Origin of the sequence: Mycolicibacterium vulneris (assembly GCF_002104765.1) — a bacterium.
Taxonomy (GTDB): Bacteria; Actinomycetota; Actinomycetes; order Mycobacteriales; family Mycobacteriaceae; genus Mycobacterium; species Mycobacterium vulneris.
The window spans coordinates 44,909-70,886 of record NZ_NCXM01000003.1 but is presented as its reverse complement, the minus strand read 5'-3'; the positions used below and the strand labels follow the sequence as shown (position 1 = coordinate 70,886).

Sequence of the window (25,978 nt, the reverse complement as noted above, 5' to 3'; positions counted from 1 at the left end):
ACACCGCAATCAGTAAATTGGTGAAAGCGGCAGCGCGAGAGAATATCTCACTATCGGTCGATGCAGCAGCGGCGCTGCAGGTATGGTGGGCCGCACATAAGGACGCTCTGGGCGCGGCAAGCCTCAGCGCAGTGTTGATCGCCCAACTCACAACACAGTCCGCGCCAAGACCGTCCCCTACGACCTCCTATATCCGCGCGGAGCGAAAATATTTGCAGACCAGCCGACAGTTCCGCTAATACAGGCCGGGCTCGGGCGTCGGCCAATTTTTTAGCGAACAGATGTCGAGAGCAGCGGCGCCATACGTGGGATGGATAAGCAGCAGGGCGAATCGCACCCAAAACGTCTGCGTCCTGCTCGGCCAGCAGGCGGCCCTCCGTGGGCCGCGCCAACGGAGCCATGGCTTTTGGGTGCGAACCTGGCTGGGCAGCTGATCAGGAGTTGGAGACCCGAGCGCATGGAACAGTTCGTCACAGGATCTTCGGTTACTGGTCCGAGTAAGCGACCCGATGCGCGGAGTTCTCAAACGAATTGGCCACATCTCGCTTCATTTGGCCACACCGTGGCCAAATGGCCACACTGATGTGAGACGCGACAAGCATTCGGGCCTGATCTTCATTACGCTGAGATTGGTCAGCTCTGCGAACTGGAGGACGCTTGCGCGTGCGAGAAGCTGATTGGTTCCGCACCATGACGACCGCTACGAGCGCAGGCCACGCTGGCGGAACTAATGGTCCGATTACGGCGTAGTGCGAAGCGGACCCTCCATTCTGTAGGCCCGAGATACGCACCTGCGCTTGATCCACAAGCGCCGAATTTAGCGGTTGGACGTCTGCAACGAGCAGCTTCTGCGCTGAGCGTCCGAACCGGCGTGCGGCATCGCATCACCGAACTTGCAGGCGCCCTGAACTCTGGAATCGAGCGCGATTCCGGGCATGCCGGTCGACTGTTCGATCGACGAGCGGTGAATCTTGATCGACTCAGCGCGATGGCACCTTCTCGAGTCTGATGTCACCTGGATGTCACCCGATTCTCATTTGGTGGTGACGAGGAATAAGTCACGCTTGCCGGAATGTTCCGCTGAATCAACCTGTGCGGGCGCGGTTCTCAGGCGGGGTTTAGCGGTCCCGATCCGGGAGTCAGGGGAGAAGAGTCTGCAATGATGGTTGTTGCGTTTCCACCCTGTCGTTTGACGGTGAACATCGCGTGATCGGCGCGGGTGATCGCCTGCTCCAGGCTTGCGGCGGTGTCGTGTAGCGGGTTGGTGAGTTGTTCTCGGGATACCGTGGTGACGCCGATGCTGGCTGTTACGTGGGCGTGATCGGCGGGCGCAGCGATGACGCTGCGTACGCGTTCGGCAATTAGTGTCACGTGGTGCGGTGCGACGACGTCAATCACGACGAATTCTTGACCCCCGATCCGGGCAATCAGGGCGGGATTTCGCATCGCCGCCTTGATTCTGCGGGCGGTGCGGATAAGCACGTCGTCACCCACGACATGCCCGTACGTATCGTTGATTTCTTTGAATCGGTCGAGATCGATCACCATGATCATCACCGTGGTGTCAGCGGGGGCATTGTGGGCGGGATTGCCGGCGACCAAGCCGTTGAGCAGCAGGTGCAGACCGCGGCGGTTGAGCAGTCCGGTCAGTTCATCTGTCATCGCCGAGTCGGCGCCGCCGCGCAGGACCCAGATACCGAAGTGCACGGCTATCGGTGTCGCCACCCACACCGCGATGCCCGCGAGCGCCTTTGCTGTCGCCAGGTAGGGGTCTGCGTGTGCGCCGGTCGCGATGCGGTAGGAGAACACCAGCACCCATCCGAGCGACCAAACGGTGTGCGTGGCAAGCAGTTTCGGTCCGTCGAAGAACTTGATGTATACCGACACCAGGATCAGCAGGTTGAGCCCGGACAAGGCCGCCAGTTGATGGGAGTTCAAGGTTGAGACCACCGGAACGCGGGCAGTGACATCGCCTACCTGACCGTCGGGCTGCCCATCGACTCGACGCTGTGGGAGCACCAATTCCCAGTAATGATGGCCAACACCATCGCTGCGTGCCAGAAACACGACACCAAGCTGGTCTTCTTCGACAACACCTACATGTACCCGCGGACCTCCGCACCGCAGGTCGAAGACACCGCGTTTGAACCAGTCAGCCGCAAAGCGGCCGTGCGCGCGCACATCGCGGAGATGTTGCTCTTAGAGATGCACGCCAGCACCATCGAAGCCGTCATCTGCCGGGCGCCAGAATTCTATGGACCCGGCAAAACCAAGAGCCTTACCAACTCCGCTATCTTCGACCGGATCAAACAAGGCAAACGACCAATGATCCCGGTCAACGCTCACACAAAAAGAACCCTGATCTGGACCCCCGACGCCAGCCGCGGCATGGGATTGATCGGTAACACGCCCGACGCTTACGGCCAAACCTGGCACCTACCAACCGATCCGGAACGACTCACCTACGCACAGATGCTCGACATTTCCTCAGAGGTCACGATGCGCGACATCCGCTATACGACGGTCCCCGAGGTTGTGTTCAAGATCGGCGGATGGTTCAACCCCGCGGTCAAGGAAGCCTCCTAATTGCTGCCTCGCTACCGCGACGACAACATCTTCGACTCCACCAAGTTAGCCAGCCGATTCCCCGACTTCGACGTCACCACCTACCGAGAAGGGATTACCGAGATCCTCAACGACTAATCGGCTGCGGCATGGTCAGTCGGAGGCCAATGTTCGCGATGTTGTGACGCGATGTCATGCCCGCCGGCAAAGGGGGCGCAAGACGACGACTTCATAGCAGATTTTCCGGTGTTGGTGCGCCCCCCAGCCTCGGAGTTGGTGGGTTGCGATGCGCGAGTCTTGCTCTCGACTGGTGGTGGCGACTCGTACCGGGAGGTCTTAGAGTCCCCAGACTCCCGCAGAAGAAGCACTGATCTACATTGCATGCCGGGGTGGGTGGGTAACGTCGGCGAGGAATCACATCAACGAAACTGGTTCACTGCGAAAGCAATTGAAAAAAATTCCAAACGGAACGGAGTGGGATACCAGTGAACAGATGCCTGACGATGACACCGACGATGGGCCAGATTACGACTGGCACGAAGTCTCTGCGGCACTTGCTGGTGATATCGACATCGAGATGCTATGGATGCCCGAACTGGATGGGATCGAGAACCCCGACGATCAGAAGAACGCCGATATGGATGTGGGGGATTACCGCCCGCAGACGTGGCATCACCGATTCGACCGGTAGGCAGGCGGCACGGAACATCCTTCTGCACTGTCCTGATGATTATCGCTGACCTGCGCTTTTGCAACGAAGATTAGCAGGCCACCGCGACACGGCGAAGTTTCGTCAAAGTAGACAGGCGTGTCTTGTCAATCTTCGTTGCATCTCGACAATAGTTCGGCTCGTAGGAGGTGTAGGTTCGTCCAAGTACGTTGTCCTACCGGTCATTTCGATTTTGTTACATCAGCATGATTGGCCGTCAGTCGTGCAACGCCGGCTTAGCAATTCCGGCCAAGACTGCGAGCGTCGCAAGCAACTTCACATCTCGCGGTTGACGCAACTGAGGATTATCTGGCCCACGAAAAGCTTTTGGTAGAGATGCAGCGAAGATTGTAGCCACGGCGGGGGTTGATGTTGAATGCCGGTCAACATGCAGGTGGTGCCAAAAGCGCCCGTCGTCGTGTCCTACGCTGCCGCGGCGCTATGTGGGCAGATCTGCTGAAGCCACTGTCGATTCCTGGATCACGTTGTCTACCATTGATTTCGGCAGATGCTCCTGTTCGAGCTGCAGTTCGCGACCATGTTCACCGTGGTAGGCGTTGAGCCGCTGATATAGCGCAGCCTCGTTATCAGTGAGTTCGGCGGGGATCGTGTCTGTGGCCTGCTGGGTGCCGGTAGTGTGCCAGGCACCGCGATGCGCGTCGAGGACCGTCTCGTCCATCAGGATGCTGGACACCGACAGCCCGGCCTGTCGCACCGACGCCAGTATCGCAAGCCCGGCGCGGTCTATGTCACCCCAATACACAAGCCGCTCTGCAGTATGAATCCAGTTTAGCTGGGCCAAGATTGGCGCGGCCTTACCGAGGCCGCCGATCACCGCAACCCCGCCGAGATCGAGGTCGAGTGTTTGACCGGGAGCTTCGTTTTCGACAATCAGGATGATCGCCGGCGCCAGCACGGTGTCGTTGAGGATGGGGATGGTCGTCTGAAAGCGCCGCAGCCCCGCGGCGTGAGCGCGTAGCCTCGGGCAGGCCAACGTCACTTGAAGGCGCGTCTGCTTGGCGTCAAGCCCCAGTCGGGCGATGAGCCGCGTCAGTGGATCAGCCCCCTCGGAGTCGGTGCCTAGCATCGCGCACAGCAAGGTCGCGTTCTGTTCGATCCATTTGCTGTGCACGCCAGGTATGCGGATCTGGCGAAGCACGGTCGCATCACCAGGCCCGACCGCAACGAGGTGGGTCGCCGCGGTGAGCGCGGTCGCCCACTCATCGTCGTCAAGGCCAGCGATGGTCTTGCCGGACTTAAAAGGGATGTCGCTCAGCAGATTCCACGCGACTTCCGGTGTGGCCAAGGCCTGCGCGAATCGGTCGGCAGCCAGCTCATACGAGGCAACGATGTCAGGGTCGGCGACCGAGAGCGCGGAGTCAAGGTCATCGATCACCCATGTGATGGGAAGCGCGTGGGTGCCCAGCCGGCGGGCGCGGCGCGCGGCAGTGACGATGCGGCCGGGTATTCGCTGCTCGTCGATGGCTGAGCGCCAGGAGCCGGCCCAGGCAGTGGCGGCGATGACGTGGTCGTCGAACAGCGTGCCCTGGGGGGCCTTCAGGTTCAGCTTGAGCGGCCACGGACCGTCTTGCCCGAGTGCCCAGTGCAGCCATAAGTCGGCGCAACGCCGGCGCAGCTCACCGATCGCGGCCTCCACCGACAACATCACCGCGGCATCACCGCACCGTGGCGGCTGCCGGTGTGCCGGCAAGCTCGTGGCTGATCTCGGCGAATTCCCGCACGGTCACGGTGCGGGTGGAGGCGATCGGTTCGGTGCCGGGGGTATCGCGCTTGGACACCATGACCACGCTGTCGATGTAGGGCTGGATGGTGGTGGTGTTTTGCACGGTCGCCACGATCAACAGTTGGAACCCGAACTTACGGAATGCCGAGAGCGCCTGATCGGCGAACACCGGGTCTGATTTCGAGAACGCCTCGTCGAGCATCAGCTGTGAAAACACCGGCCGGTTATCGCCCGTGGAAGGATCGGCCAGGTTGAAACTTAACGCCCCGGCCAGGCAAAACGCCATCAGCTTTTCCTGCTCACCACCCGAGTTGGCGCCGGCATTACTGTAGGTGCGGATCAGTGCACCTGTCGTGGAGTCGGTTTCGGCGCAATACAGGGTGAAGCGGTTCCGTACATCGAGGGCGTCGCGCGTCCACTGACGGGCCTCAGCGCTGTCGGAGGCCAGCAGGTTCCGCAGCTCCAGAATGTCGCGGTACTGATCGTGGGTGGCCTTCTCATCGCGCATCGACACCGCCAGCGAGCGCCCCGAGATCCGCCGGGCCCGTTCGTGCAGATCTGTGACTGCAGTCAGCTTCTTGGGGTCGGCGTGCAGCGACAGCCGCGTGCCGCGGTTAAATTCCACCGATCCCAAGCCGCGGTTCACCCGAGCGATCTGCTCCTCGATGTGTTGGGCTTCCTCTTCGGCTTTCTGGTAGAGGTGCAGCGCTGCCATGGGCGCTTGTTCGGTGATCAGCCGCAGCATACGGTCGTGGGCCTGGGGCAGTTCGCGGTCATCGATGCGCCGGCACAACGCAACGTAGTCGTGGATCTTTTCGTCGAGATCGTCGCTGTTGTTGGGGATCGCATCTTCGAACTGTGCATCGAAGTTGCTGATGATCCGTTTCAACTCGTTGGTCAATCGATTAACTGAATCTTGCAGCGTGCCTTGGTCTTTCTCGATCGCCCGGACGAGTTCAGCCTTGTAAGGGGCGGGCGCCAGGATCTCAAGGGGGATCGACAGTTGCCCCCGATAGATCTCCAGCGCGGCGCGCGCGCTCGGCCCGACCACGCCGGGTTTGAGTGTCTCCTGCAGATCCAGCAGCTTGGTGCGGCGATCGTCGCTGGCTGTTTCGCGTTCGGTCAGGATGCTGATCCGTCCGGTCAGCGCGCTGCTCTGATCAAGTAGATCTTCGGCCTGATTCTCGAGTTTGGCCAGGTCGGGATTGGCGGCCTCGAGGGCTTCGAGTTGTTCTTGGAGCCGGCGAACCTCGGTGTCGGCGCCGTCGGTGTCGATGTCGCTGAACATGGTGAAACTCACGTGCAGGGTGTTCCACCGGTCCCTGCCGATCGACAGCGACTCAATTGTGTTATGCAGCTCGGTCATCGCGGCGTCGCTGGCCTCGAAGTCGGCGGTGGCGTCCTCGAGTTCGATTCGCAGCGCGGTAATCTTGGCGGCGATGTCGCCTTGATAAATGTATTGCGAGGCTGACAATGTGGCGCGGTCGTCTTTGACCGAGCGAGTCTCGCTTTCCTTGTAGAGACCCTCGACGGTAATCGCACGCCTGTGGTGGGGGAATTCGTCGGTCCCGCTGACGCGCACATAGTCACCGACCTTGGCAATCAGTCGCGTTGCTGTGCCGGCGCTTTCATGCTTCGCATCCGTCAGCCCGAGGCATTCAGCCAACGTGCCCGACTGCGGCGCGATCGGCGCGATCCCGCCAGCGGGAACGTGCTCGAGGCGGACCAGGCCCCGCATGTGGTGGTCGTTGACATAGCGCAGCACCTCACGGTGGTAGCGGTCGGGCACCAGCAACACCAGACCTGTTGTCCGCAAGACTTTTTCAACAGCGGTGCGCCATGGCGTGTATTCAGCCTTAAGGTCGAGCAGCTCGCACACATACCGCAACTGCTTGGCCGGGGCGCCGAGCGCCGCCGCGATCTCTCCGCGGATGCGGTCTTCGTTGGCCGGTACCGATGTGCCGAGCCGCTCAACGCGGGCGAGTTCCTCGCGGGCGGCCGTCATCTGGTCACGCGCTGCTACACGTCGCGGACCCTCCTCGTTGGCCAGCCGTTCCCGCAGCGCCTTGAGCTCCTCGGCGATCCGCACGATTTCGGTCTGCGCCATGGCGCGCATGGTGTCGAAATCGTCGGCGGACTGCACCTGGGGCGCGGCCCAACCCAGGTCGAAGATCTGGGTGTCGTAGTCATGGCGGCGCCGCGAAGTCGTGTCGGCGCGGTCTTCGGCCACCGCGAGTTCGTGGCGCAGCGTTGACAAACCTGACCCAGCCTTTGCGATGCGGGCGGTGAGTTCGTCACGGGTGCGGACCAGCACCCTGTTTTTCGAATTCAACTCATCGCGCTCGGCGCCGATCTGCTCGATGTCGGCGTCCAGCACGCTGACCTCGGGTCCGATGGCGGCCAGGCGCAGCTCGTCGACCCAGTCATGCACCATCTGTTTGTCGACGATGCCAATGCTGGCCAACTGCGCGGACTCGGTCACGTAGCGGTCGTGGATGATCTCGATGTCGCCAAGGACCCGACGTTTGGACTGCGCCACCCCTAACGCTTTACGGGCATCGACCAGCGGGGTGATCGCTTCGACCGCATCACGGATCCCGGTGATGCTCTCCGGGGTGTCGAGCATGTAGTCGCGGACGAACTGCTCCAGCCCGCCCACGCTTTTCAGCGATTTAGCCTTGCCCAGCAGCTGCAGGGCGGCCGTCGAGCCGTGGATGCCGATCCTGGTGTACAGCTGGTCGAGGTACCAGCGTTCGTTATCGCGCTTGCCGCGCCAGCCGGCCGATTCGAACACGCTGCGGGCGTAGTTCTTGTCGCGCCACGTGTTACACAGTTCGAGGATGTCGGCGTCGGCGTTGATCAGGTGATAAGAGCTTGAGGCGTCGGTGTCGGCACCCGCGGCCAGCCATTTCAGGACCAGCCCGGTGATGACGGTGTCGTCGCTGCCGGTGTAGGTGATCGCCACCGCTGACCAGGCCGGCCCGCTGCCACGCAGATACATCGGCTTGGCGCGTTCGCCGGCCTCCTGGCGCTCACCCCACAGTCCGCGAATGTATTTGTCGACGGTGCGCTTACCTAGGTTGGATCCGGCCGCGGTGCTGTCGCTTGAGGCGTTGAAGTTCCGCCGCGACGCCGCCAGGAATGCCAGCGAGACCGCGTCCAGCAGTGAGGATTTCCCGCTTCCCGAGGCGCCGGTGATCAACGTGCCGTTGCGGCTGAGGTGCAGGTCGTGATAGCCGTCGAACACACCCCAGTTGATGACCTGCAGCCGAGACAGCCACACCTGCCGCGCCGGCGAGCTAGTCGTCATCGTCGCGGCCCTCCCCGTCGTCGATCAGCGTGCCCTCATCGTCGGCTGCGGTCTCGGCGGCGTCGCGATCAGCGCCGCGGGTAAGTAGCTGCTCGAATTCCTTGCTGAGTTCGTCGACCATCTGTCCGGTCATGATCGCCAGGATCACCGGGCTGGTGGCGTAGGTGTCGTCGTCGTCGCGGGTGCGCAGCAAGATCTGCGTTTTGACCAGCTTGGTGATGGCCTCGTCGATGCGGTTGCGCAGCATGGCTTCGTCGCGATCGACCCTATGCCTGACGTTGGCGAAAAGGTCGTGGATGTCGGCCTTGCTGATCAGCACATGCTCGTCGTGTGAGGTGCGCATGATCTTGGCCAAATGCAACGCCACGATTGAGGCATAGGTGCCCATCGGTTCGCGGCGTAACACCCTGCGGCTGTGCTGATTTGGGCTGTCTAGCAAAGCCGGTTCGGCGTAGGCGACCTCGAGGTCGTCGTGGATCCGTAGCCGCAGATCAAGCTCACACAACCGTGACGCCAGCACTTTGCGGTGCTCCAGCAGCCACGCCCACCGCTCAGGGGAGTCCTGCTTGGTCAAGTAGCGGCGGGTCAGCAGGTTTTGCAACGCCCAGCACGCCTGGTTGGACAATTCGCTGACGTCGCCGTCAAAGCGTGGCACCCGAACCGCATCGGCAACCGAGGCATCGACGTCGACGTCGGGCAGGTCGTCGAAGTTGAAATTGTCCAGATGCGTGCTCATAGCCCGCCTGCGCTGGCCGCTCGGTCACGAAACATCAACGCCGGCACCTCAATTTCCCGGTCGACCCCGTCGCGCGATCGGAACCGCACCCGCGACGCTGCCGCCGAGGCCGCGGCGTCGGGGTCTTGGCGCACCGCCAACGCCCACAACACCACCACATCACCGAGGTACGGTGCATCAACCATGCCGATCATCTCCGGCAACGACACCGGCCCCGCCTGCACGGCGGTGTTCACCAGTTCAGTCAGTTGCGGAATGTCGACCTGGCTGGCCAGACCGGTGAACCCGCTCAGGTCAGCGGTGGCTTCGGCCTGCCGCGCCGGGCGCGGCGGCGAGGGATCCTGAATATCGAAAGCGATCGCACCCACACTGGTCAACGCTGAACGCCCGATCGGCAACTCCGCTCGGGTAGGGGAGTCGACCACCGACTGCCTCAACAACGCATGCCCCACACCGATGGCTTCATTGATCTGGCGAGCCAACCCGCGTGCCTGCTCGGCGGTGCCGGCCGCAAAAAACCGTTTGATCCGCAGCGCGCAGCGTTGCTCGATCCGGATCACCTCACCGATCTGCTCGGCGACCCGAGGGAAGAACTGCACCATGACCTCGCGCAGACTGGCGTCAAGGTCGGGCAGCGATTCAACGACGGTGGTGATATCCGAGCGCAACCGGGCCCGCTGATCCGGGTCTTGCACCATCCGGGTGAAAGCGGTGTAGGAAGCCCTCTCCCGGGAATCGAACAGCGCCTCGTAGTCAGTGAACAGCCGCCGCGACCGGTCCCGAAACGCGGTGTCGGAATCCTCGGGACCTTCGATCAACGCCGTGGTGATCTCGTTCTGCATCCCGCCGTAACGCACGATATCGGTAATGATCTGCTCCATCTGATAGGCAATCGCCCGTCCTTCATCGGCGAGGTCGACCAGATTGGGCTGGGGTCGCCGCCCCTCGGCGAGGTCCTCGAGCTGGCGGTAGAGCGCCTCGATCTGCTCCTCGAGGTCGATGCGGATCCGTTCGGGATCGCCGTCGAGCTGCGAGGCGATCCGCTTGAGACCACTGGCAATACTGACCATCGACCCACCGGTTGCCACGCTGTCCGCGCGCCGCTGCCGCCGCAGAAACGCCAGCACGCTTCGGGCATCCTCAGTCAGGGAGCACACGTTCTGCGCGGCCTGACCAGTGCCATCGGAGACCCGGTTCAACCACCCTGAACTGGCCCACCATTTGATCAGCCCCAAGCCAGTCTGATCCGGCAGCCCCACCTCGGCTAAATCCTGCTCGATACGCGAGACAAGTTCTGCCTCAGTGATTTTCGCGCTGCCATCCAGGTGCCGTTCCATCAACGTCACGTAGGAAGCCAAATTCTTGGCGGCGAACAGCCGCACCGCCGGCGCATCCTGCAGCGACTCATTCGACGTGAACAGCTCACCGACCCCGGAGCCACTCATTGGCCGCCTCCCCGTCTCGGTCCGTGTGCGTCCACCATTATCCCGGTCCCGCTGACAGCCAGTGTCACGAAATGCGGATCGCGCGGCAGGATGAACCCGTGGCAGCACATGAGTTCCGCAACGACGACCGCGGCTACGCGACATGGCTGGCAACCCATCGCACCGGCTATGTGCTCAACATTGCAGCCAGCCACAGTCCCACCGAGGCGAAGGTGCACCACGCCCCCTGCTCCCACATCGCCCCTCGTCGAGGTAAGTCCGCGACCGGCTCGTACACAAAGGTCTGCGCCGTCGAGGTGGCCGAGCTCGAGCAGTGGGCGGCCGAACACACGCTTCCGTTGCCGCCGCCATGCGGCTCCTGCTACCGCGCTCAGCCGGCCCGCCCGGCCGCGGCAGTTCGCCGCCACGCCAAGGCGCCGCTTCCCGAGGGCCGCGCCCGCACCGAGGGCCCGACCACACAGTGCCGTGCCGTTCAGGCTTGGGCCGATGACTACCTCCGCTACGGTGCCGCGCGTCCACCGTGGCAACACGATCTGCGCAACGACCTGCGCACGCTGCTCCGGAAGCTGAAGCCCTCCGCCGGGCAGATCTTGCACGCCACCTTCGTCGGCGACAGACCCGACGACTCGGACGTCGAAAACCTCCTGCTGTACAACATCGACGCCTTCAAAACAGCGGGAGCGAACGGAATCCGCTTCGAACAAGGCACCAAAGTTCCACCCGCCAGCGACGGCGCCGACTATCCGTTCTACTACCGCTACGAGCTACAACCAGCATCCGCAGGCTTCAAACGATGGCACGCAGTGCGAGAGCTGGCGTCGTTCGACTGGGTCGAGCTCGGCGCCTTCCCCGAAGATCGGAGGGTCGCCCAGGTGTGGCTGGCACTAAAGCGCAACCACACCGCCACCGTGGCTCCGATACCGCTGCGCGCCGGCACACCATTTGCCGTCACAGTGACGATCCGATCGCCGCATACCGTCGGAGAGCCGCGGCCGGACCTGAAGATGAAAAACATCCTCGATGGCGTGATCGCCTCCTTCCAGGCCCACACCGACACCGCCGTCCTCGCCGATGTCGCGGCCCGACTTGCGACCGCGCTGCCGGCGCCAAGCACCGAAATCGCCCACTATCTGAGCGACGAACAGCGCGCGGTGCTCGGCACGGTGCCGCAACTGGTCCGACCGCACCGACCGGCCGGCACCTGGAACCCCGGCGATCACTGGTGCTTGGCCGGCGAACTGTTGCCAGCCGAACCGGTCGATAAGTGCTGGGCGATCCGCGGGCAGATCGTTGAGATCTCCCGCGAGGTCGGCTCGCGTTGAGCAGAGCCATCTCGTCGGGATTGCCGCGACCCCCGCTGCGCCCAGTGACGCATCTCGGAATTATCGGCTTACCAACTCGAGTTGTCGTTGTCTGAGCGGCGGTCCGGTTCACCATCGGCGCCCGTCGCTCATGTGGTCGCCGCGTGACGAATCGGATTCTGACCAAATGAGCCAGATCTGACAGGCATCCAATGTGCGAGTTTGCTGGACTCAGCCCGGCACTACAGCTGCGGCAGCGATGTTTGTCATCAGAGCTGATGTAACAGTTGTAGATGCGATAAGCATCTGACTCTCATTGCAGTCACCGTTCATACGCATTGCCTCCTTTCGCTTGCCGTCTCGGAGACGAGACACGAGCGCTGGTGTGACGTAGAGCATTACAGCCACCGCAACCATGAGCAGTGCCAGACCCGGTGTTACCGGGCTCAATCCAGCCACCTAATAGTAGCTGAGGCGTTGCCGGTGCATAGCTCCTGTCCGGGCCATCACTCGAGATTAGGGAAGAGAAAGTCTGTTGGGCGGGTAGCCTCAGAACCAGAAAAATTCAGACGCCGAGGCTTTCGCGCGAGGGGCTAACTATCGCCAACGAAGAGCAGTTCGAACAGGAAGTGCGAGCACAGCGGTCGCGTGTGTCGTTCTCGGGTGGCACTCTGGGCGTCCTGCTGGGTCTATCTAGCGAGGAGCAGCGGGCTGTCCTCGATCTCGTAAACGAAATGCAGTCTGATGACTTCGCTGAAGATCCGCCTGTGCCCGTAGCCAAGGCGTATATGGCCAGGGATCTGGCGGCAAATATTTTTGTCGTTTACCGGAAGGTATCTTGGCCAAACTCGGATATTCGATACAGCATCGTCGCGATCAGCCATCGCGGATCTCAACTGTGGAGATTCTCGCAACCCTGAAGATCGGCATGAACTATCGAGTTCAGCGGCTTTCGGATTGTCGCGCTTCGTAATCTAGCTTGATGGACTCCGCTGAGTACGTACGCCCGAGTCGCGACGGCGATCAATTTCACTACGTCTGGGCGGCACGGAGATCGCTGTCCATGCTTGACCCGACCAGCCGCATGGTGATGATCGCCGTCGAAGGCACGTCCGCTGCGGACACCCAGTCCGGGGGCGGCGAAGAAGTCATCGACATAGCTGAGTACTACGGCACGAAAAACCTTGCCACTGCTGAACAGGTCATCTATCGGCAATTCAAGCACTCGACCGTCAACGATCACAGTCAGTGGACCGCCTCCTGGATGAAGAAGACGTTGGTCGGCTTCGCAAAGAAGTACGCTGCCATTCGGGACGAACATCCTTCCAGGATCGGGCGGACGACCTACATACTGACGACGAACCGGCCCGCCAAGCCTGAGATACACAGGGCGTTAGCCGCCTTGCGCGAAGGTTCTGGCGGGCCGAATCGCAAGGCGAGCCGAGACATCTCATATATATCAAGATTAGTTGCGCCAATCGTTGGCGACGACCGGGTAGCTGACTTCCTCGAAAAATTTCTACTTGAGGACGCCGAGCGCGGCTTGATCGATCAACGTGGTCAACTCGAGCGCCAGGTGAGCGGCTACCTCCCCGGAGCGCCGACCGATGGCTACGTCCTCCTCAAGGAAATGATTGCCGTTCGAGCCACATCTGAATATTCGGCGAGGAATTTCGCGACACGACACGACGTCCTCGCCGCGTTGAAGGTCACCGAGGACCAAATCCTGCCCGCTCCGAATCTGTTTTCTTCTCCTGAAGATCTTCTTGAAACTGATCAGTTCCATGCCTTCGCGGCAACGGTGACAGAAAGCAACGACTCGTCTGCAGTGATCGGTCACGCGACGGGGGGTGTCGGCAAGAGCGTGCTCGCGCACGCCTTCGGAGCATTCATGCCCACCGGCTCCACTACGGTGGTCTACGACTGTTTCGGAAACGGCACATATCGGCGCCCCAGTAGCCCGAGGCACGAAGCCCGCCATGCGCTCGTCCAAATCTGCAACGAGCTGGCGGCCAAGGGCCTAAGCGATCTCGTTCTGCCGTCGCCAACGGCCAGCGACAACGACTACTTTCGAATTTTTCGTCAGCGCATCGAGCAAGCCTGTAACTTACTTGCGAAGCGCGAGCCACGATCGCTAGTCACAATCGCTGTCGATGCTGCGGATAATGCAGCATTGGTCGCTCGAGACACCGGCACAAGATCGTTCGTGTCAGGCCTGCTGCGTGAATCGATGCCGGCCAACTGCCGCCTAGTGCTGTTCTGCCGCACAGAGCGGCTGGACTTGCTCAATCCGCCCCCCAGCGCAGTGACCCGTGAGCTGAAAGGCTTCTCTTTGCAGGAAACGGCACGATTTCTGCGGACTCGATTCCTTTCGGTTCCCGGCGGCGACATAGCCGAATTCCACCGGATTACGCGGGGACATCCGCGAGCGCAGGCAGCAGCACTTGCCTCGAAAGCGTCAGTGCAGCAGGCGCTCAGCGATCTCGGAGGTCTCGACCAAACTCCAGAAACCATCATATACAAGTCGATTCGTGATGCGATCGAAAACGCGCGCGATGCACATAGCAACGCGCCGCACGAGGTCGATCGTCTATGCGAAGCGCTTGCAGCGCTGCGGCCAATGATCCCAACCCAAGTGCTAGCCGCGGTCGCCGGAGTACCTGAACCACTCGTCGAGAGCTTCGTCTCAGACTTAGGCCGACCGCTACTCATCGACTCAGGCGCCGTGCAGTTTCGCGACGAGCCAACCGAAACCTGGTTTCACGAGAATTGCCGCCCCACCGGTACGAGGCTAAATGAGTTCCTCGATCGTGTGATGCAACTTGCTGACGATGACCCGTATCTCGCGACATCGCTTCCCGACCTATTACTGGAGGCAGGCCGCATCGATGCACTCATCGATTTAGCACTGAATCTGGCACATCGCGCTGAAGGCCAGCAACTTTCATATAACCAATCGGATCTCGAGAGATACGAGATAGCGCAACATACAGTGCAGGTTGCACTCAAAGGCGCGCTGCGTGGCGGCAACGAACTCGCCGCTGCTCGGCTAGCGCTCAATGCAGGCAAGCTGGCCGCGGGGCATGGTCGTCGATTGAAGCTCATCCGCGACAACCCGGATCTCGCATCTGAGTTTCTTGATCCCAGTCTGCAAGAGCACCTCATCGCCACACGAGCACTTGCCGGAGACTGGCCCGGTGCGAACGTCGTGAGCGAATCAGCCATGCTCGCAACAGCAAGGGGACAACGTGATCTCGCACGACACCACCTACGTGGTGCAGTCGAATGGACCACCGCCTGGGTTCGCCGGCCGTCAACCGAAGATCACACGCCTAGTGTCGAGATTCGTGACATCGCCGACCTCGCCTGGGGCGCGTTGAACACTGACGGCCCTGCCGCCTGCGCCGCATTTCTCGAGCGGTGGAAACCCCTCACCATCGCGTTCGAGGCTGGGTTGATCGTCGCCCGCCGTCTTGGCGACGTAGGGCGCATCGACGACCTGTTAGAACTCGTAAGGGGAAAGGGCCGACCAAAGCATCTGAAATTAGCTGTAGCGCAGACTCTTTGGGAGTATGACATCGACGCGCCAGAAGATGTCGTGCGCACATTGCTTTCCACTTTGAGACGACATCGCAAGCCTATGGAGCTGGTCGCCAGACGAAAATATGACTACTCCGATGAGTTGCCCGGCTTGGACGGGATTGTCTGGATTGTGGCTTTGGCGTTTCGGTTCGGAACCGTCTCACGCGAAGAGGGCGTTCAGATCCTTGATCTGTACCTGCCAGATAATCCGGGCTCCGCCGTAGCGTCGTGGTACCGCCCGAAAGCTGCGACTCTGATGCGTGGGTTCGCGGTTCGTTCGCACTTGAACGGATCGCAACTCGACCCCGATTCGATTGCCGATCCGCGCCTGGAGAAGGACAAAGAGCGGGGCGTTAGAGGTAGCAGAACGCTTCACGAACACAATACGACCGTCGTACCGCTGTGCCGCTGGATGAATCTTTGGGTGTCTTCGGTCGTGGGATCTGAGCACGAGATCGCGTGTCACTACGATCAACTCCGCGGCGAGCACATGCGCAAATACTCCGACTACGACCCGCCAAGATTTCTCATCAACGCGTTACCCCGGGTTGCCGTGCGGATTCTGTCACGCATCGAAGCCCCCGAAATGTGCGACAAGCTCGCCGTGTGGTGTGAACAGAATGCCCAGTTCATGTCATGGCCGACGCTCACAGAAGTTGTTCGTGTGGCAAGTGGATCTGTCCAATTGCGCGATATCGTCCCGGTTGCAGCGCAATTAGTGCGCGATAGCGTCGCCACTGCCCGTGATGAGTCCGCCGCGGCATGCGATGCGCTCGTAGCTCTCGGGCGAGCCTCGTACCGACTCGATCCCAACGAAGGCCGCGAACACTTTCACGAGGCCCTCAAGATCTCCGAGCACGCAGGCGACGACTTATACGAACGCTGGCGGACTTTCACTCTGCTCGCCAAACACTTCGGGCGTCGTTCGTCGCCGGATGATGAACGAGCGCAGCGCCTACTGCGAATCGCAGAGTGCGTCATGCCCTACATGGGCGACGGCATCTGGGCGGCTGATCCTCTTATGATTGCCGGAACCTTAAGTCCCATTGAGGCGATCGCGGGTGCCTCGCGTTGGCGTGATCGCTGCGTTGCCGACATCGACGCCATCTCCGTCGCGTTCGCCAGCCGAGACAGCGATGCTGAATTAGAACCGACTATCGCATTAGCGTTCGCCGCCTTAAGTGAGCGGGTTCCCAGGGTGCACTGGCTGACCGCTGCGTTCCGAAGCGCGCCAGAACGAGGGGCCTTAATTGCGAAGGCGTTCGGTGACTTCGAACGGTCCACCCCGCGCTCCGACGAGGACTACGCGGAAATTGATGCGGCCGCAGCTCAGGCCGCCGTCGACCTTGGAGGGACCAAGTACGACCCGATTTACCGTGCTGTGCGCAAGCCTGTCCGATTAGACGGCTTCACCAGCCGTGACTGGTTCTCCACAGGTGCGAGTGGGAGTTCTCCTTACCTGAACGTCGCCGAATCCCATGAAGAGCTGGATTTCCGTTCCGCCGAGGTATGGAACTCTGCACTGCGGTCTGCGCGTGGCAACGTTTCACGAGGTTCCAGTGATGACGTCATCGATGCGGCCCTGAGCGGCCCGACGGTGGACCTGGCTGAGGTTCTCGCTGCTTTCCGGGGCAGTGACGAGTTCAATCTGTTCGACTGCAATAGGGTGCTCGGTCGTCTCAAATCCATCAACTACCTCCCCCTTGCGCTACGCGGTGAAGCTCGCGCCCTGTGCGAGGTGGTGCTCGAACGGTTTCCGCGTCAGCTGACGTGCGCGCGGTATGAGCCTTTGGATCTCGACGTACTGGCCCGCCTCACTGGGTGGGACGCCGATCAGTTCATTGGTGACGCTCTCGAGCGCCTGGGGAAACTTCCGGATCGCCTTAGCTCAGACGAATGTTATTCCCTCGCGACCAGATTAAGTGACCGACTGGACGATAACGGCGTTGCCGAGGTGTTCGACGAATGTGCCTCACTATTCGGCGACGTTGTCTCAGAATGTTCGACTGACGATCGGGGTGAAGCCGCGGCGCTCCAGCCCAAGACTGTCACCGAAGCGGTCGCCGCATTTCTTTGGGCAGCGCTTGGCGACCCGCGCGCCGAGGTCCGTTGGCGCGCAGCCCACGCCGTCGATCTCTTGCTGCAATTCGGCGAACTCCCCATGGCAATTGCGTTGTTCGCTGCTGCCACCGACTCCCGTTGGTTGTCGGGTTTCGTGGACCCGCGCCTCGTTTTCTATCGCAAACATGCCTTGCAGTGGTTACTGTTCGCGATGGCTCACGCGTCTCAAGCGCGAGCAGAACTCGTGACGGTCGCGATCTTCGAGCCGCTATTGCGAACTCTCCTTCTGGACCAACCACCACACGTCGTGATGCAGCATTCAGCGCGACACTGCGTGCGCTCGTTGCACAGCGCCGGCCTCATTCGCTGGTCTCAGAAAGAAATGGACTACATCGCAACTATCGGGACGCCGGTCGCCGAGGTTAACGAGGATTTAGATTTCAAATACCGCAGAGTCCTCACGCTTTCCGACCTGCTTACGGTCGAGGCGAGCGACGGTGATCTCTCGGCGTGCATCGCCGAATTCGACGACGACGAGTCGATGCAGGAGTATCCGGGCGACAACGAATTCCGCTATTTCATCGACTTCCGAGACGACTGGTGCGCACCGTTGGGAGACGCGTTCGGACTGCACAGGGACGCGGTCGAACGACTCGTGGGAGACCTTGCGGGCGCCGAGGCGGGAGACGGGGCGGGGCGATTGCCTACGCAGGATGCCCGGCGCGAACTCGGCCTCTACGAGGGGCCGACGAAGGCGTACCGGTCAGATTGGCCCAGCAGTGATGATCTTGGTTTCTATGGTGCGATACACGCGATTAGTGAGCTAGCAGGCAGGCTCGTGCGCCGCCTTCCGGTTGTGCGCCGCTACGACGAAGGTGACGACGAGTACCAACGCTTTCTCTCCAAACATCGAGTGACTCGCGGCGATGGGCGATGGCTCTCAGACCGCCGAGACCTTGCTCCGCCGGTGAAGGCAATTGGAGAGTTTTCCTCCACTGATTCGTCGGTACGAGACGACGACTGGTTGTTCGCCGTTCGCCGGGACGATTTCGAGGAGATCCTGGAGCCTTCTGCGACGACCATCATGGTATGGGGTAAGCGGGAAGTCGTGACCCGATCGCGCTCGCTGGACTCCCACGTGAGGAGTGCGCTGATTGATCCTGTTGTCGCTGAGTCGTTTCTTCGTGCCGTCCGCTCAGCGCAATCCACTACGCCGCTATCGCTGCCGGCAGCAGGGGACTATGAGTCGTCGAAGGCGGGACGGTTCTCGCTGAAGGGTTGGATCCGCGACGGTGGCGCGAGTACCGGGCGGGATGCCCAAGACCCATTTGCAGGTCGGATCGGCTACCCACCAGCTCGGCCGTGCGACGAGGTCGTAGCCATGTACGGGCTCCGCGGAGACGAGGATTTACGGTCATGGACGAGAGGCGATCGCGCGGTGATGCATTCGGTGGTTTGGGACGATCGCGAGGAGGTGAGCCAGAGCGAGATGGTGGGGTCGTCCGGTGACGAACTAGTGATCGATCGGGGTTTTTTGGCGGAGCTAATAGCCTGTGAAAGACGATTGTTGCTCGTTCAAGTCACTATCCACCCTTTCTCTCATCACGAAAGGCGCTCTTACAGAGATCATTTGGACGAGGACAACGTGTCCTACGTCGAATCGTCCACGATGTACTACGTGATCGGGAAGGACGGCCTTCGCATTGAGTTATGACGATGTTGTTGCACTGGGCCAACGACTTGCATCCACGTTGGACGAGGACGACTTTCTGGGGCGCTGGATGGCTGAGTACCTAGCAGAGGTCCTCGCTAAAAGCGAACGTCTGTCAGGTCAAGCGCGCGATTCTGCCCGTAGAGAGGCGTTTGACGTTGTACTTCAGTTGTGGCAGCGACGGCGGGAGCTACCGATGGCGGGAACACCGCTTGGCAATTTCGACAACATTTTCGCCGCGCTGGACCGACTCGCTGGGGATACGCGTTGGGGCTACTTCGATCTGTTCAGAAATTCACGGGCCCCAGCGCCGGATAGCTTAATGGTGTCCGATCTGCTGGAAGCGGCGTGCGCGCTCGACGCCGGTGCACGCAAAGTAGTCCGGTTGGCTGTAGCGGTCGCAGGAGCGCAAGCATCCGATGAAGAAGAGGAGTGGACTTCAGTAGCTCGAGATGTCCTGGAGGATGACTACCGCAGAGCGATCCGACGGTTGGAGCGCCTGCGCAGCGACCCGCGCAAGGACCTTGATGGCACTTCAGACACCGCCGATGACAAATCTCTCAGTGTCGAGCCGGTGTCGGTAGCTACCGAGCGCCTTATCGAAGCTATTGACAGCTTAAGTGAGAGTTTGCGCGCTGTGAAGCAATGGCTCAACCATCGCGATACGTGATTGCGACATTCCAAACGTCGCATTGACGCTGGCAGCGGAATGCCGCTTATCGCAGCGCTGCTGGCGCCATTCGAACTAACGGATTATTTGAGATCGTGGAAAGACCGAGCAGGCCTGGAACCGGGTTGAGCTGGGATTATGCAGCGAAGATTGACAAGCCTCCGCGACACGCCGATGTTTTGTCAAAGTAGGCAGGCGTGTCTCGTCAATCTTCACTGCATCTCGACAAGAAATACGAGCAGCTGTTGCGCTGACTTACGTTGACGACCAGAGAGTTTCGCAGCTTCGTAGCTAGCCGTGGACGAAGCGCCACGGGTGTTAAAGCGAAATAGCAACGCTGCTTGAGTCCGGCAACGCGTTATGTCGTCGCTGCATCGGGCCGATTGAGGAGCCGTCGCTTCGAATTGAGCTTTATCAGTTGGGATCCGACCGCAAATGCCAGTCCCACCGCCAGGATCCACACTCCAAGAAACATCGCCCTGATGGGGTCATACGGATTACCGCGGCAGTCGGTCAGCGAGTGAATAATTACGCCGAGAGCTGGTGGCGCGAGAGTCGCTACGATCAACAAGACGGCAAGTAGCAAGGGGAGGGCGCGAAAAAGCAACGCCTGCTTGACTTGAGAGATCCGAGGACCTCGGTCGGCTCGCATTCCCTTGATCGAGACCTCCACGGCGGAGGTTATTTCCGCCTGCCATGCGGAGAAAAGCAAACCGACGCTGGCGAGAAGAAGGCTCGCTGCGCTGAGTAGGTCGCCGGTCACATCCATCAGAGTATTGAGGTGAGAGCGGCATGTGTGGAAGCTTCGATAACGTACTGACCCGCAGTTCCGGCCGCCCGCTTAATCTTAGGCAGTGCCCCGTTGTACCGCGCGATCGCGTCGTTCATCTCTTCGATGATGTTCTCCGACCCGCAGATAAGGGACCAGGTGTCGGCATCGGCATCCTGCGTCGCCTGCGTGAATACCCTGGCCATTGTATCGTGGGTCGCTTGTCGTAATTCGTACTGATACTTCGCTCTCACGGCTCGCAGGAGGCTACGACTTTCGGTGGTGGTGGTCTGAAAGATTGCGCTCACTTCACCCTCGGTAGGTATTTCGCCGAATGCATGCTTAATCAAAAGGCAGAGCCGGTAGACCTTGATATCCTGACCTCTGCTGTAGACGTGCTGCCCCAACATCATTCGCACGTACTCCTCGTGCGCGGCAGCAACGAATCCTTTTATCCGGTCGTCGATCTCATCTATCGAGCATCCGAGGACGGACGCGAGCTGTGTGCGCTCTTCTGGTGTGTAGCTGTTCGCCATTGGACCTCCCGCTAGGGCATTGGTTCAGCCGCAGTTTGTTACTTCGCCCGCTGCAACCACCCGCGCCTCGTGTGTCGTGTCTACGTTCGACCCCGTTGATCAACCACTGATTTTGCACTGCTCAGCGCCTTATGTAAGTTCCGCCAACGCGGATCCTGCTGAGAGTGGTCGACTGGTAACCGCAATCATGCAAGTGGCCGGTATGCGGGATTCAGTTTTGAGAGAAATGAGACATCTAGTTCCCCGTCAGATTGGCATTAGAAGCGCGTCGTTGCCTCCCCAGCCTCTTGGGGCTGCCGAGGCAGATGTGACTTCAATCCGCCGTATTTCCCCACGTCGCGATTAGAATTGTGGACGATGCAACATGTGGCGACTGAGGATGTCCGGATGATCGCGGTAGCGCGTTGTGCAACTGGTCGTTTGAGAGTGCAGTCGGTCGCGTGTGTCGAGACGCTGACTTCGGTCGGGCCGCCGCGCGTGACGCTGCAGCTGCGCTCGCCATTAGTGTGGTCAGATGCCCTCCCCATTTGAAATGTTTAGGGGTCGCCCCCAGCGCAAGCTCGATGGAGTACTGCATCGCATCCAAGATGACGACCTCCGGAGAGGTCTGATCGAGGTGTTCGCGTTGGCGCGTCGGCGGGCTGAGGCAAGAGAGATCGACGTCGTGGTTCTGGCGGCACGCCGACTGGCGTGCGTGTATCAGCTGCTGGTTGCGAATGGCATGCATCCGTTGGAGGACGTCTGCGAGGTTATATCCGATCGGTTCCTGGACGTCCCTGGTAAATGGAAGTGGAGTCGGGTTCTTCTCCTCGACGACAGCGTGGTCGTGGGAACGACGCTTCTTCGGATCTACGCCGAGATCGAGGCTCGCCTTCCCCAAGGCGGAAGCGTCGAATGCGTGGCGGTTTGCATCGATAGTGAGCAGAAGGCCGACTATCTCGTCGATGCGGTCAAACTTGAGGGTCTCCAGAAACGCTCTTCGGCAGAGGTCGCGCGGTTCGCTGAACAGGTGGTCGCGACGCTGTTCGCTGAGGGAATGCCATTGTTCAGTGACTTTCCTACGACCACTGTCATTCATACGACAGAGGAGCGCTGGCTGCGATACCTGTCGCACGAAAATTGGTACGCCGCCGATGTCACGGCACCCGTTTTCGGTGATCCCGGCCAGCTTTGCTATACGCAAGTTCCGACCGACTTGACGGTGCGTCGGATCCTGGGCCGGCTGCCTCAAGAAGTCGCGCAGCTCATCGACATTATGAAACTACGCAGTTACGTCCGCTTCGGCGGAGATCGTCAGGTGAGAGTCCGCATCGTGCCAATCGCGATGCTATCGCCGTGCTCGACAAGTCAATTAGATGCGGCTCTGATCGCGATCACCAATAGTCGTTCGGTCGTCGACAACATGGGTTCCGTCCAGCTAGCTTCGGATCAGTGGTCTCCCGTCGCCCGACACCGTCTGGTGCAGATGTACGTTGCGACTTGCGTGCTTGAAGAAGCACTGGCCGCGGCTGACCAAGGTAATCCAGAGCTTGCGACTGCGAGGTTGGACCCCCTACACGTACGGATGTATTTCGGCTCGTACGCCCCATTAATCGATAAGCTGATCGACGGGATTACTGAGGGCTACCGCGGACGAAAATGTGACGAGCAGTACGCCGTCACTCGGGCTCCGATCGCGCGGCCAAGTTCGTCTCCGTTGCTCCGTGAGCCACTTCTTCGAAAGCTGTTGTCGGAGAACCGCGAAATCATCGCATCGACCGGTACCCCGATCAGGCCGAGCGCAGGCGAAGTGAGCAAGGTTGGACTAATTTTCGGCCACGCCATTTGCTCCGTTTTCGGCCAGATCAACGAGGTGTATGAAGCGGCGCAGCGCAGCGCAATTCGAGCTATGCGAACTCTCGCTGAGTATGAGGACAGGTTCGCTTCCGGCAGGGAGCAGAGGGTTCTGTCGCAAGGAATCACTCTGCGAGATTTGACAGCCGCGCTTTTGCCTGATGCGCTTTTGGGCTCATCTTGGGATCGCGCACTAATCACGCTTGGGATTGACACCGGCAACGACTTAGGGATCATCGTCCCTGTCACCCAGTATGACGAGACCCGCGATGTCGTCTATCGGTGCTACCGGATAGGCGAAACGGCTTCACTCGCGATGACGCCACTCACCCAAGCAGCCGAGACCGGGGAATGGGACGCCTACTGCAGAGCGGCTAACTCGGGCTTTCCGCTGAAAAGCGTTGCTTCCACACTAGCCACGACTGCGGTCACGCGAGCCGAAACCACCACGCCGGTCGGGAGACTGGAGGAGCTCAAGTCTCTCATTGAGAAAGCCGTACCTGGCGATATCTTGTCGCAATCCGACGGGGAAGTCGTCTCAATCCGCGATGGATTCTTCAGCGTCCAGTTTGATGCAACCGGCGAGAGCCAGGCGCAAACAGTGCAGATGCCGCTGGCGCGACTTTCCGACAGGGACGGCAGAGCGTTGCAAGAGGGCTCGTTGGTGGTCTGGACCGTGTTTCAACGCGACGCCGACGAAAGTTTCGATCGAACCTCACGTGTGAGAGTTCGACATGAGCCACCGCTGGATGACCCGCAACTAGCTGCAGCTGTTGCTGCAGTACACGCCGGATGACGCTTGGGACACCGCCTGATTCAGACGAATTCGAGGTCACGCTTTTAGGTCGAGGCTTCGGAGAGTGCGTGGTTATGCACGTGGGCCGAGAACAGTGGGCCATCGTCGACAGTCTTTTTCACTACGGCATTGACGGGTCAGCGGACGAGGATTGGACCGATATGCCGGCCGCTCGTTGGTACCTCGACAACATGCAGGTGAGGCCGGAACGCGTCAGAGATATTTATCTGACTCATTTTCATAAGGACCACTTCGAAGGTGTTGGTCTGCTGCACGGCTACTACATGGATGCGCAGCTCTTGGTTACGGCACCGTTGGGGGTCAGTCTCTTTCAGAGTTTGTTCAGCAGCGATCGGGGCGAGCCGACAGTGTTCGGTGAAGTGCCCGACACGCTCAACCGCGCGCTTGAGAGGAAGCGCGCGAGATTCTTGGACGGCCTTCGCACTCTCCAAGTCGGTTGGTCACGACCTTACGCAGACGACGTTCGACTGACGGCGCTGTCGCCGCTCGATGCCGCAATTCGCGAGTCACAAGTAGCGATAGCGGATTGTGTTGGTAAGGGCTGGCCGGCAGTTCGCACCGAGTTGCGCCGCCAGAATTCCTGCAGCGTCGTGCTTCACCTTGAGACCCCGGCAGGCCATGCGTTGCTTGGTGCTGACCTAGAGAATACGCCGGCCAATTGCGGCTGGGCCGCTGTGTTGGCTGAGCGAGACCACGGCCACTTGAAGCCCGCTGACTTGGTGAAAATTCCCCATCACGGCAGCGCAGGTGCTGATCACGAGCCAATGTGGGGGGCGCTGACCCAAGAACCGCGTGAACTGGCGGTCACGCCATTCGAGACAGGCTCGGTCAGACTGCCGACTCACGCGGACTGGGTCCGCTTGTGTAAGCGTGGCCAGCTGCATCAGGCGGCGCCGACGTCCGCGCCCTGGATGAATGAATTTGGTTTCACCGTAAGCAATCCCAGACTCACTGGCGTGGTGCGAGCCCGTCGACGGGCGGGTGAGGCCCAGTGGCGTATCAGTCGATTTGGAAGCGCATTCAACGTCAACTCTGTGCTCGCGACAGCTCCTCTGACTAGCTAGACGTAGGCACAATTTGACAGAGCAGGGACTTGAGCGGGCGAGTGAAGGGCCCAGAGCAGGCCGCGAATGGGACGCTGACCTGGGATTATGCAGCGAAGATTAGCAAGCCTCCGCGACACGCCGACGTTTCGTCAAAGTAGCTAGGCGTGTCTTGTCAATCTTCGTTGCATCTCGACAGTAGTTGTCGAGATGCAGCGAAGATTGGCAAACGTGCAAGCTTGTTTGACAAGGTCGTCTTGATCCACGACCCGCCCGGCAACATCTAGGCTCGGCGCAAAGGATTTTCTGCCGGTCAGAGTTATGTCGCTGCGGGAGAAGACATTACTCATGGCTAGAAGCTACTGCCCGCGCCATACGGCTTTCGGCCAAGCAGACATTGAGTGTCAAAGTAGGCAGGCGTGTCTTGCAGCGAAGACCACCAGCAATGGCTTCGGTTCTTTTTGAACAACGGTGATCCGCGGCCAGGCAGGCAAATAGCCCCGTGTCAGCCGGTATTTGGCAGCTCCGGCGAGGCGAGAGTGCGGGCGACGAACAGTTCGAGGTCCGGCTCGTCGATATCCACGCCGAGCAGGTACCGCAGGTAGACCGGGGCCAGGACGCAATCCACGACAGCGGTGTAGAGCAGCGACGGTTCGCCGCGATCGCGGGCGCGGTCAAGCATCGTCTGAAGCTGTGCCGCCCGCCGCAGGAGGGGAGCGGACCGCTGTTCGGTGTTCACGTCGCGGGCACCGATCAACGCATGCAGGAACGCCAATCCGCCTGGTCGGCCGACGTCGGCGGCGACGGTCCGGGCGTAGGCGAGAAGATCGCCGCGCAGCGTTCCGGTGTCCGGCAATGGTGAGATCTCGGCGAGTCTGTCCGCCTCGACCTCGAGGATGAGCGCCTCTAAGCTGCCCCACCGCCGATGGATGCTCGTCGGGTTGACGCCCGCACGTCGGGCCACATCGGCCACCGTGAATCCGCCTGGGCCGCAATCGTTTAGCAGCCCGTCCACCGCCTTATGAACTGCCGCCGTTACTCGGGCACTTCGCCCCCCTGGGCGGCGACGCACTTCCCGGGGTTCTGTCACACCGCCAGCTTAAAGCATTCCTATTGCTTTTAGCATCGAATGGCCGTACCGTGTCT

At 60.6% G+C, this 25,978-nt stretch carries 15 protein-coding genes; 7 read left to right on the top strand and 8 right to left on the bottom strand.

Annotated features, from left to right (window positions below; all coding sequences use genetic code 11):
- Positions 1–1,107: 1,107 nt before the first annotated feature.
- Entirely contained in the window at positions 1,108–1,938 is an 831-nt protein-coding gene (locus B8W69_RS03635) for a GGDEF domain-containing protein (RefSeq protein ID WP_133057967.1), read from the bottom strand.
- Positions 1,939–2,034: 96 nt separating this feature from the next.
- On the opposite strand from B8W69_RS03635, the gene B8W69_RS03630 reads away from it, so the two are divergent.
- Together B8W69_RS03630 and B8W69_RS03625 are read left to right on the top strand one after the other, a co-directional pair.
- Entirely contained in the window at positions 2,035–2,586 is a 552-nt protein-coding gene (locus B8W69_RS03630; protein WP_245843091.1) for an NAD-dependent epimerase/dehydratase family protein, read from the top strand.
- A 472-nt stretch (positions 2,587–3,058) separates the two neighbouring features.
- Entirely contained in the window at positions 3,059–3,256 is a 198-nt protein-coding gene (locus B8W69_RS03625) for a hypothetical protein (protein WP_085288623.1), read from the top strand.
- A gap of 457 nt (positions 3,257–3,713) precedes the next feature.
- Here the strand turns inward: B8W69_RS03625 and B8W69_RS03620 are convergent, their stop codons facing one another.
- Genes B8W69_RS03620 through B8W69_RS03605 form a run of 4 tightly spaced genes read right to left on the bottom strand, consistent with a single transcriptional unit; the run spans position 3,714 to position 10,509 of the window.
- Positions 3,714–4,940 carry a Wadjet anti-phage system protein JetD domain-containing protein gene (locus B8W69_RS03620; RefSeq protein ID WP_245843112.1) on the bottom strand — a complete coding sequence of 409 codons (1,227 nt, stop codon included), beginning with the start codon at positions 4,938–4,940 and terminating at the stop codon, positions 3,714–3,716.
- Between the two features lie 10 nt (positions 4,941–4,950).
- Entirely contained in the window at positions 4,951–8,328 is a 3,378-nt protein-coding gene (locus B8W69_RS03615) for an ATP-binding protein (protein WP_085288621.1), read from the bottom strand.
- Entirely contained in the window at positions 8,318–9,064 is a 747-nt protein-coding gene (locus tag B8W69_RS03610) for a DUF4194 domain-containing protein (RefSeq protein WP_085288620.1), read from the bottom strand. The genes B8W69_RS03615 and B8W69_RS03610 overlap by 11 nt, the downstream gene beginning before the upstream one ends.
- The gene (locus tag B8W69_RS03605; protein ID WP_085288619.1) at positions 9,061–10,509 is read right to left on the bottom strand and encodes a DUF3375 family protein; all 1,449 of its coding nucleotides are present in this window, start codon (positions 10,507–10,509) and stop codon (positions 9,061–9,063) included. Before B8W69_RS03605 ends, B8W69_RS03610 begins: the two co-directional genes overlap by 4 nt.
- 98 nt (positions 10,510–10,607) lie before the next feature.
- Between B8W69_RS03605 and B8W69_RS03600 the strand changes: the two genes are divergently transcribed.
- The 3 genes from B8W69_RS03600 (at position 10,608) to B8W69_RS03590 (ending at position 19,834) form a co-directional block, all read left to right on the top strand.
- Positions 10,608–11,831, top strand: a complete 1,224-nt coding sequence (locus B8W69_RS03600) for a hypothetical protein (RefSeq protein ID WP_133057965.1) — start codon at positions 10,608–10,610, stop codon at positions 11,829–11,831.
- A gap of 961 nt (positions 11,832–12,792) precedes the next feature.
- A complete protein-coding gene (locus tag B8W69_RS03595) occupies positions 12,793–19,167 on the top strand; it encodes a hypothetical protein (protein WP_085288617.1) in 6,375 nt (2,124 codons plus the stop codon).
- On the top strand, positions 19,157–19,834 hold the full coding sequence (locus tag B8W69_RS03590) for a hypothetical protein (RefSeq protein WP_133057964.1): 678 nt from the start codon (positions 19,157–19,159) through the stop codon (positions 19,832–19,834). Before B8W69_RS03595 ends, B8W69_RS03590 begins: the two co-directional genes overlap by 11 nt.
- A gap of 358 nt (positions 19,835–20,192) precedes the next feature.
- Here the strand turns inward: B8W69_RS03590 and B8W69_RS03585 are convergent, their stop codons facing one another.
- Together B8W69_RS03585 and B8W69_RS03580 are read right to left on the bottom strand one after the other, a co-directional pair.
- On the bottom strand, positions 20,193–20,603 hold the full coding sequence (locus B8W69_RS03585) for a hypothetical protein (protein ID WP_085288615.1): 411 nt from the start codon (positions 20,601–20,603) through the stop codon (positions 20,193–20,195).
- A complete protein-coding gene (locus B8W69_RS03580) occupies positions 20,603–21,139 on the bottom strand; it encodes a hypothetical protein (RefSeq protein WP_085288614.1) in 537 nt (178 codons plus the stop codon). The genes B8W69_RS03585 and B8W69_RS03580 overlap by 1 nt, the downstream gene beginning before the upstream one ends.
- Positions 21,140–21,653: 514 nt before the next feature.
- Here B8W69_RS03580 and B8W69_RS03575 point away from each other — a divergent pair.
- The gene (locus B8W69_RS03575; protein ID WP_133057963.1) at positions 21,654–23,768 is read left to right on the top strand and encodes a hypothetical protein; all 2,115 of its coding nucleotides are present in this window, start codon (positions 21,654–21,656) and stop codon (positions 23,766–23,768) included.
- Positions 23,765–24,853, top strand: coding sequence for an MBL fold metallo-hydrolase (locus B8W69_RS03570; protein WP_110881823.1), 1,089 nt, complete (start codon positions 23,765–23,767; stop codon positions 24,851–24,853). The genes B8W69_RS03575 and B8W69_RS03570 overlap by 4 nt, the downstream gene beginning before the upstream one ends.
- Positions 24,854–25,337: 484 nt before the next feature.
- Here the strand turns inward: B8W69_RS03570 and B8W69_RS03565 are convergent, their stop codons facing one another.
- Entirely contained in the window at positions 25,338–25,904 is a 567-nt protein-coding gene (locus B8W69_RS03565; protein ID WP_439330584.1) for a TetR/AcrR family transcriptional regulator, read from the bottom strand.
- Between the last annotated feature and the right edge of the window lie 74 nt (positions 25,905–25,978).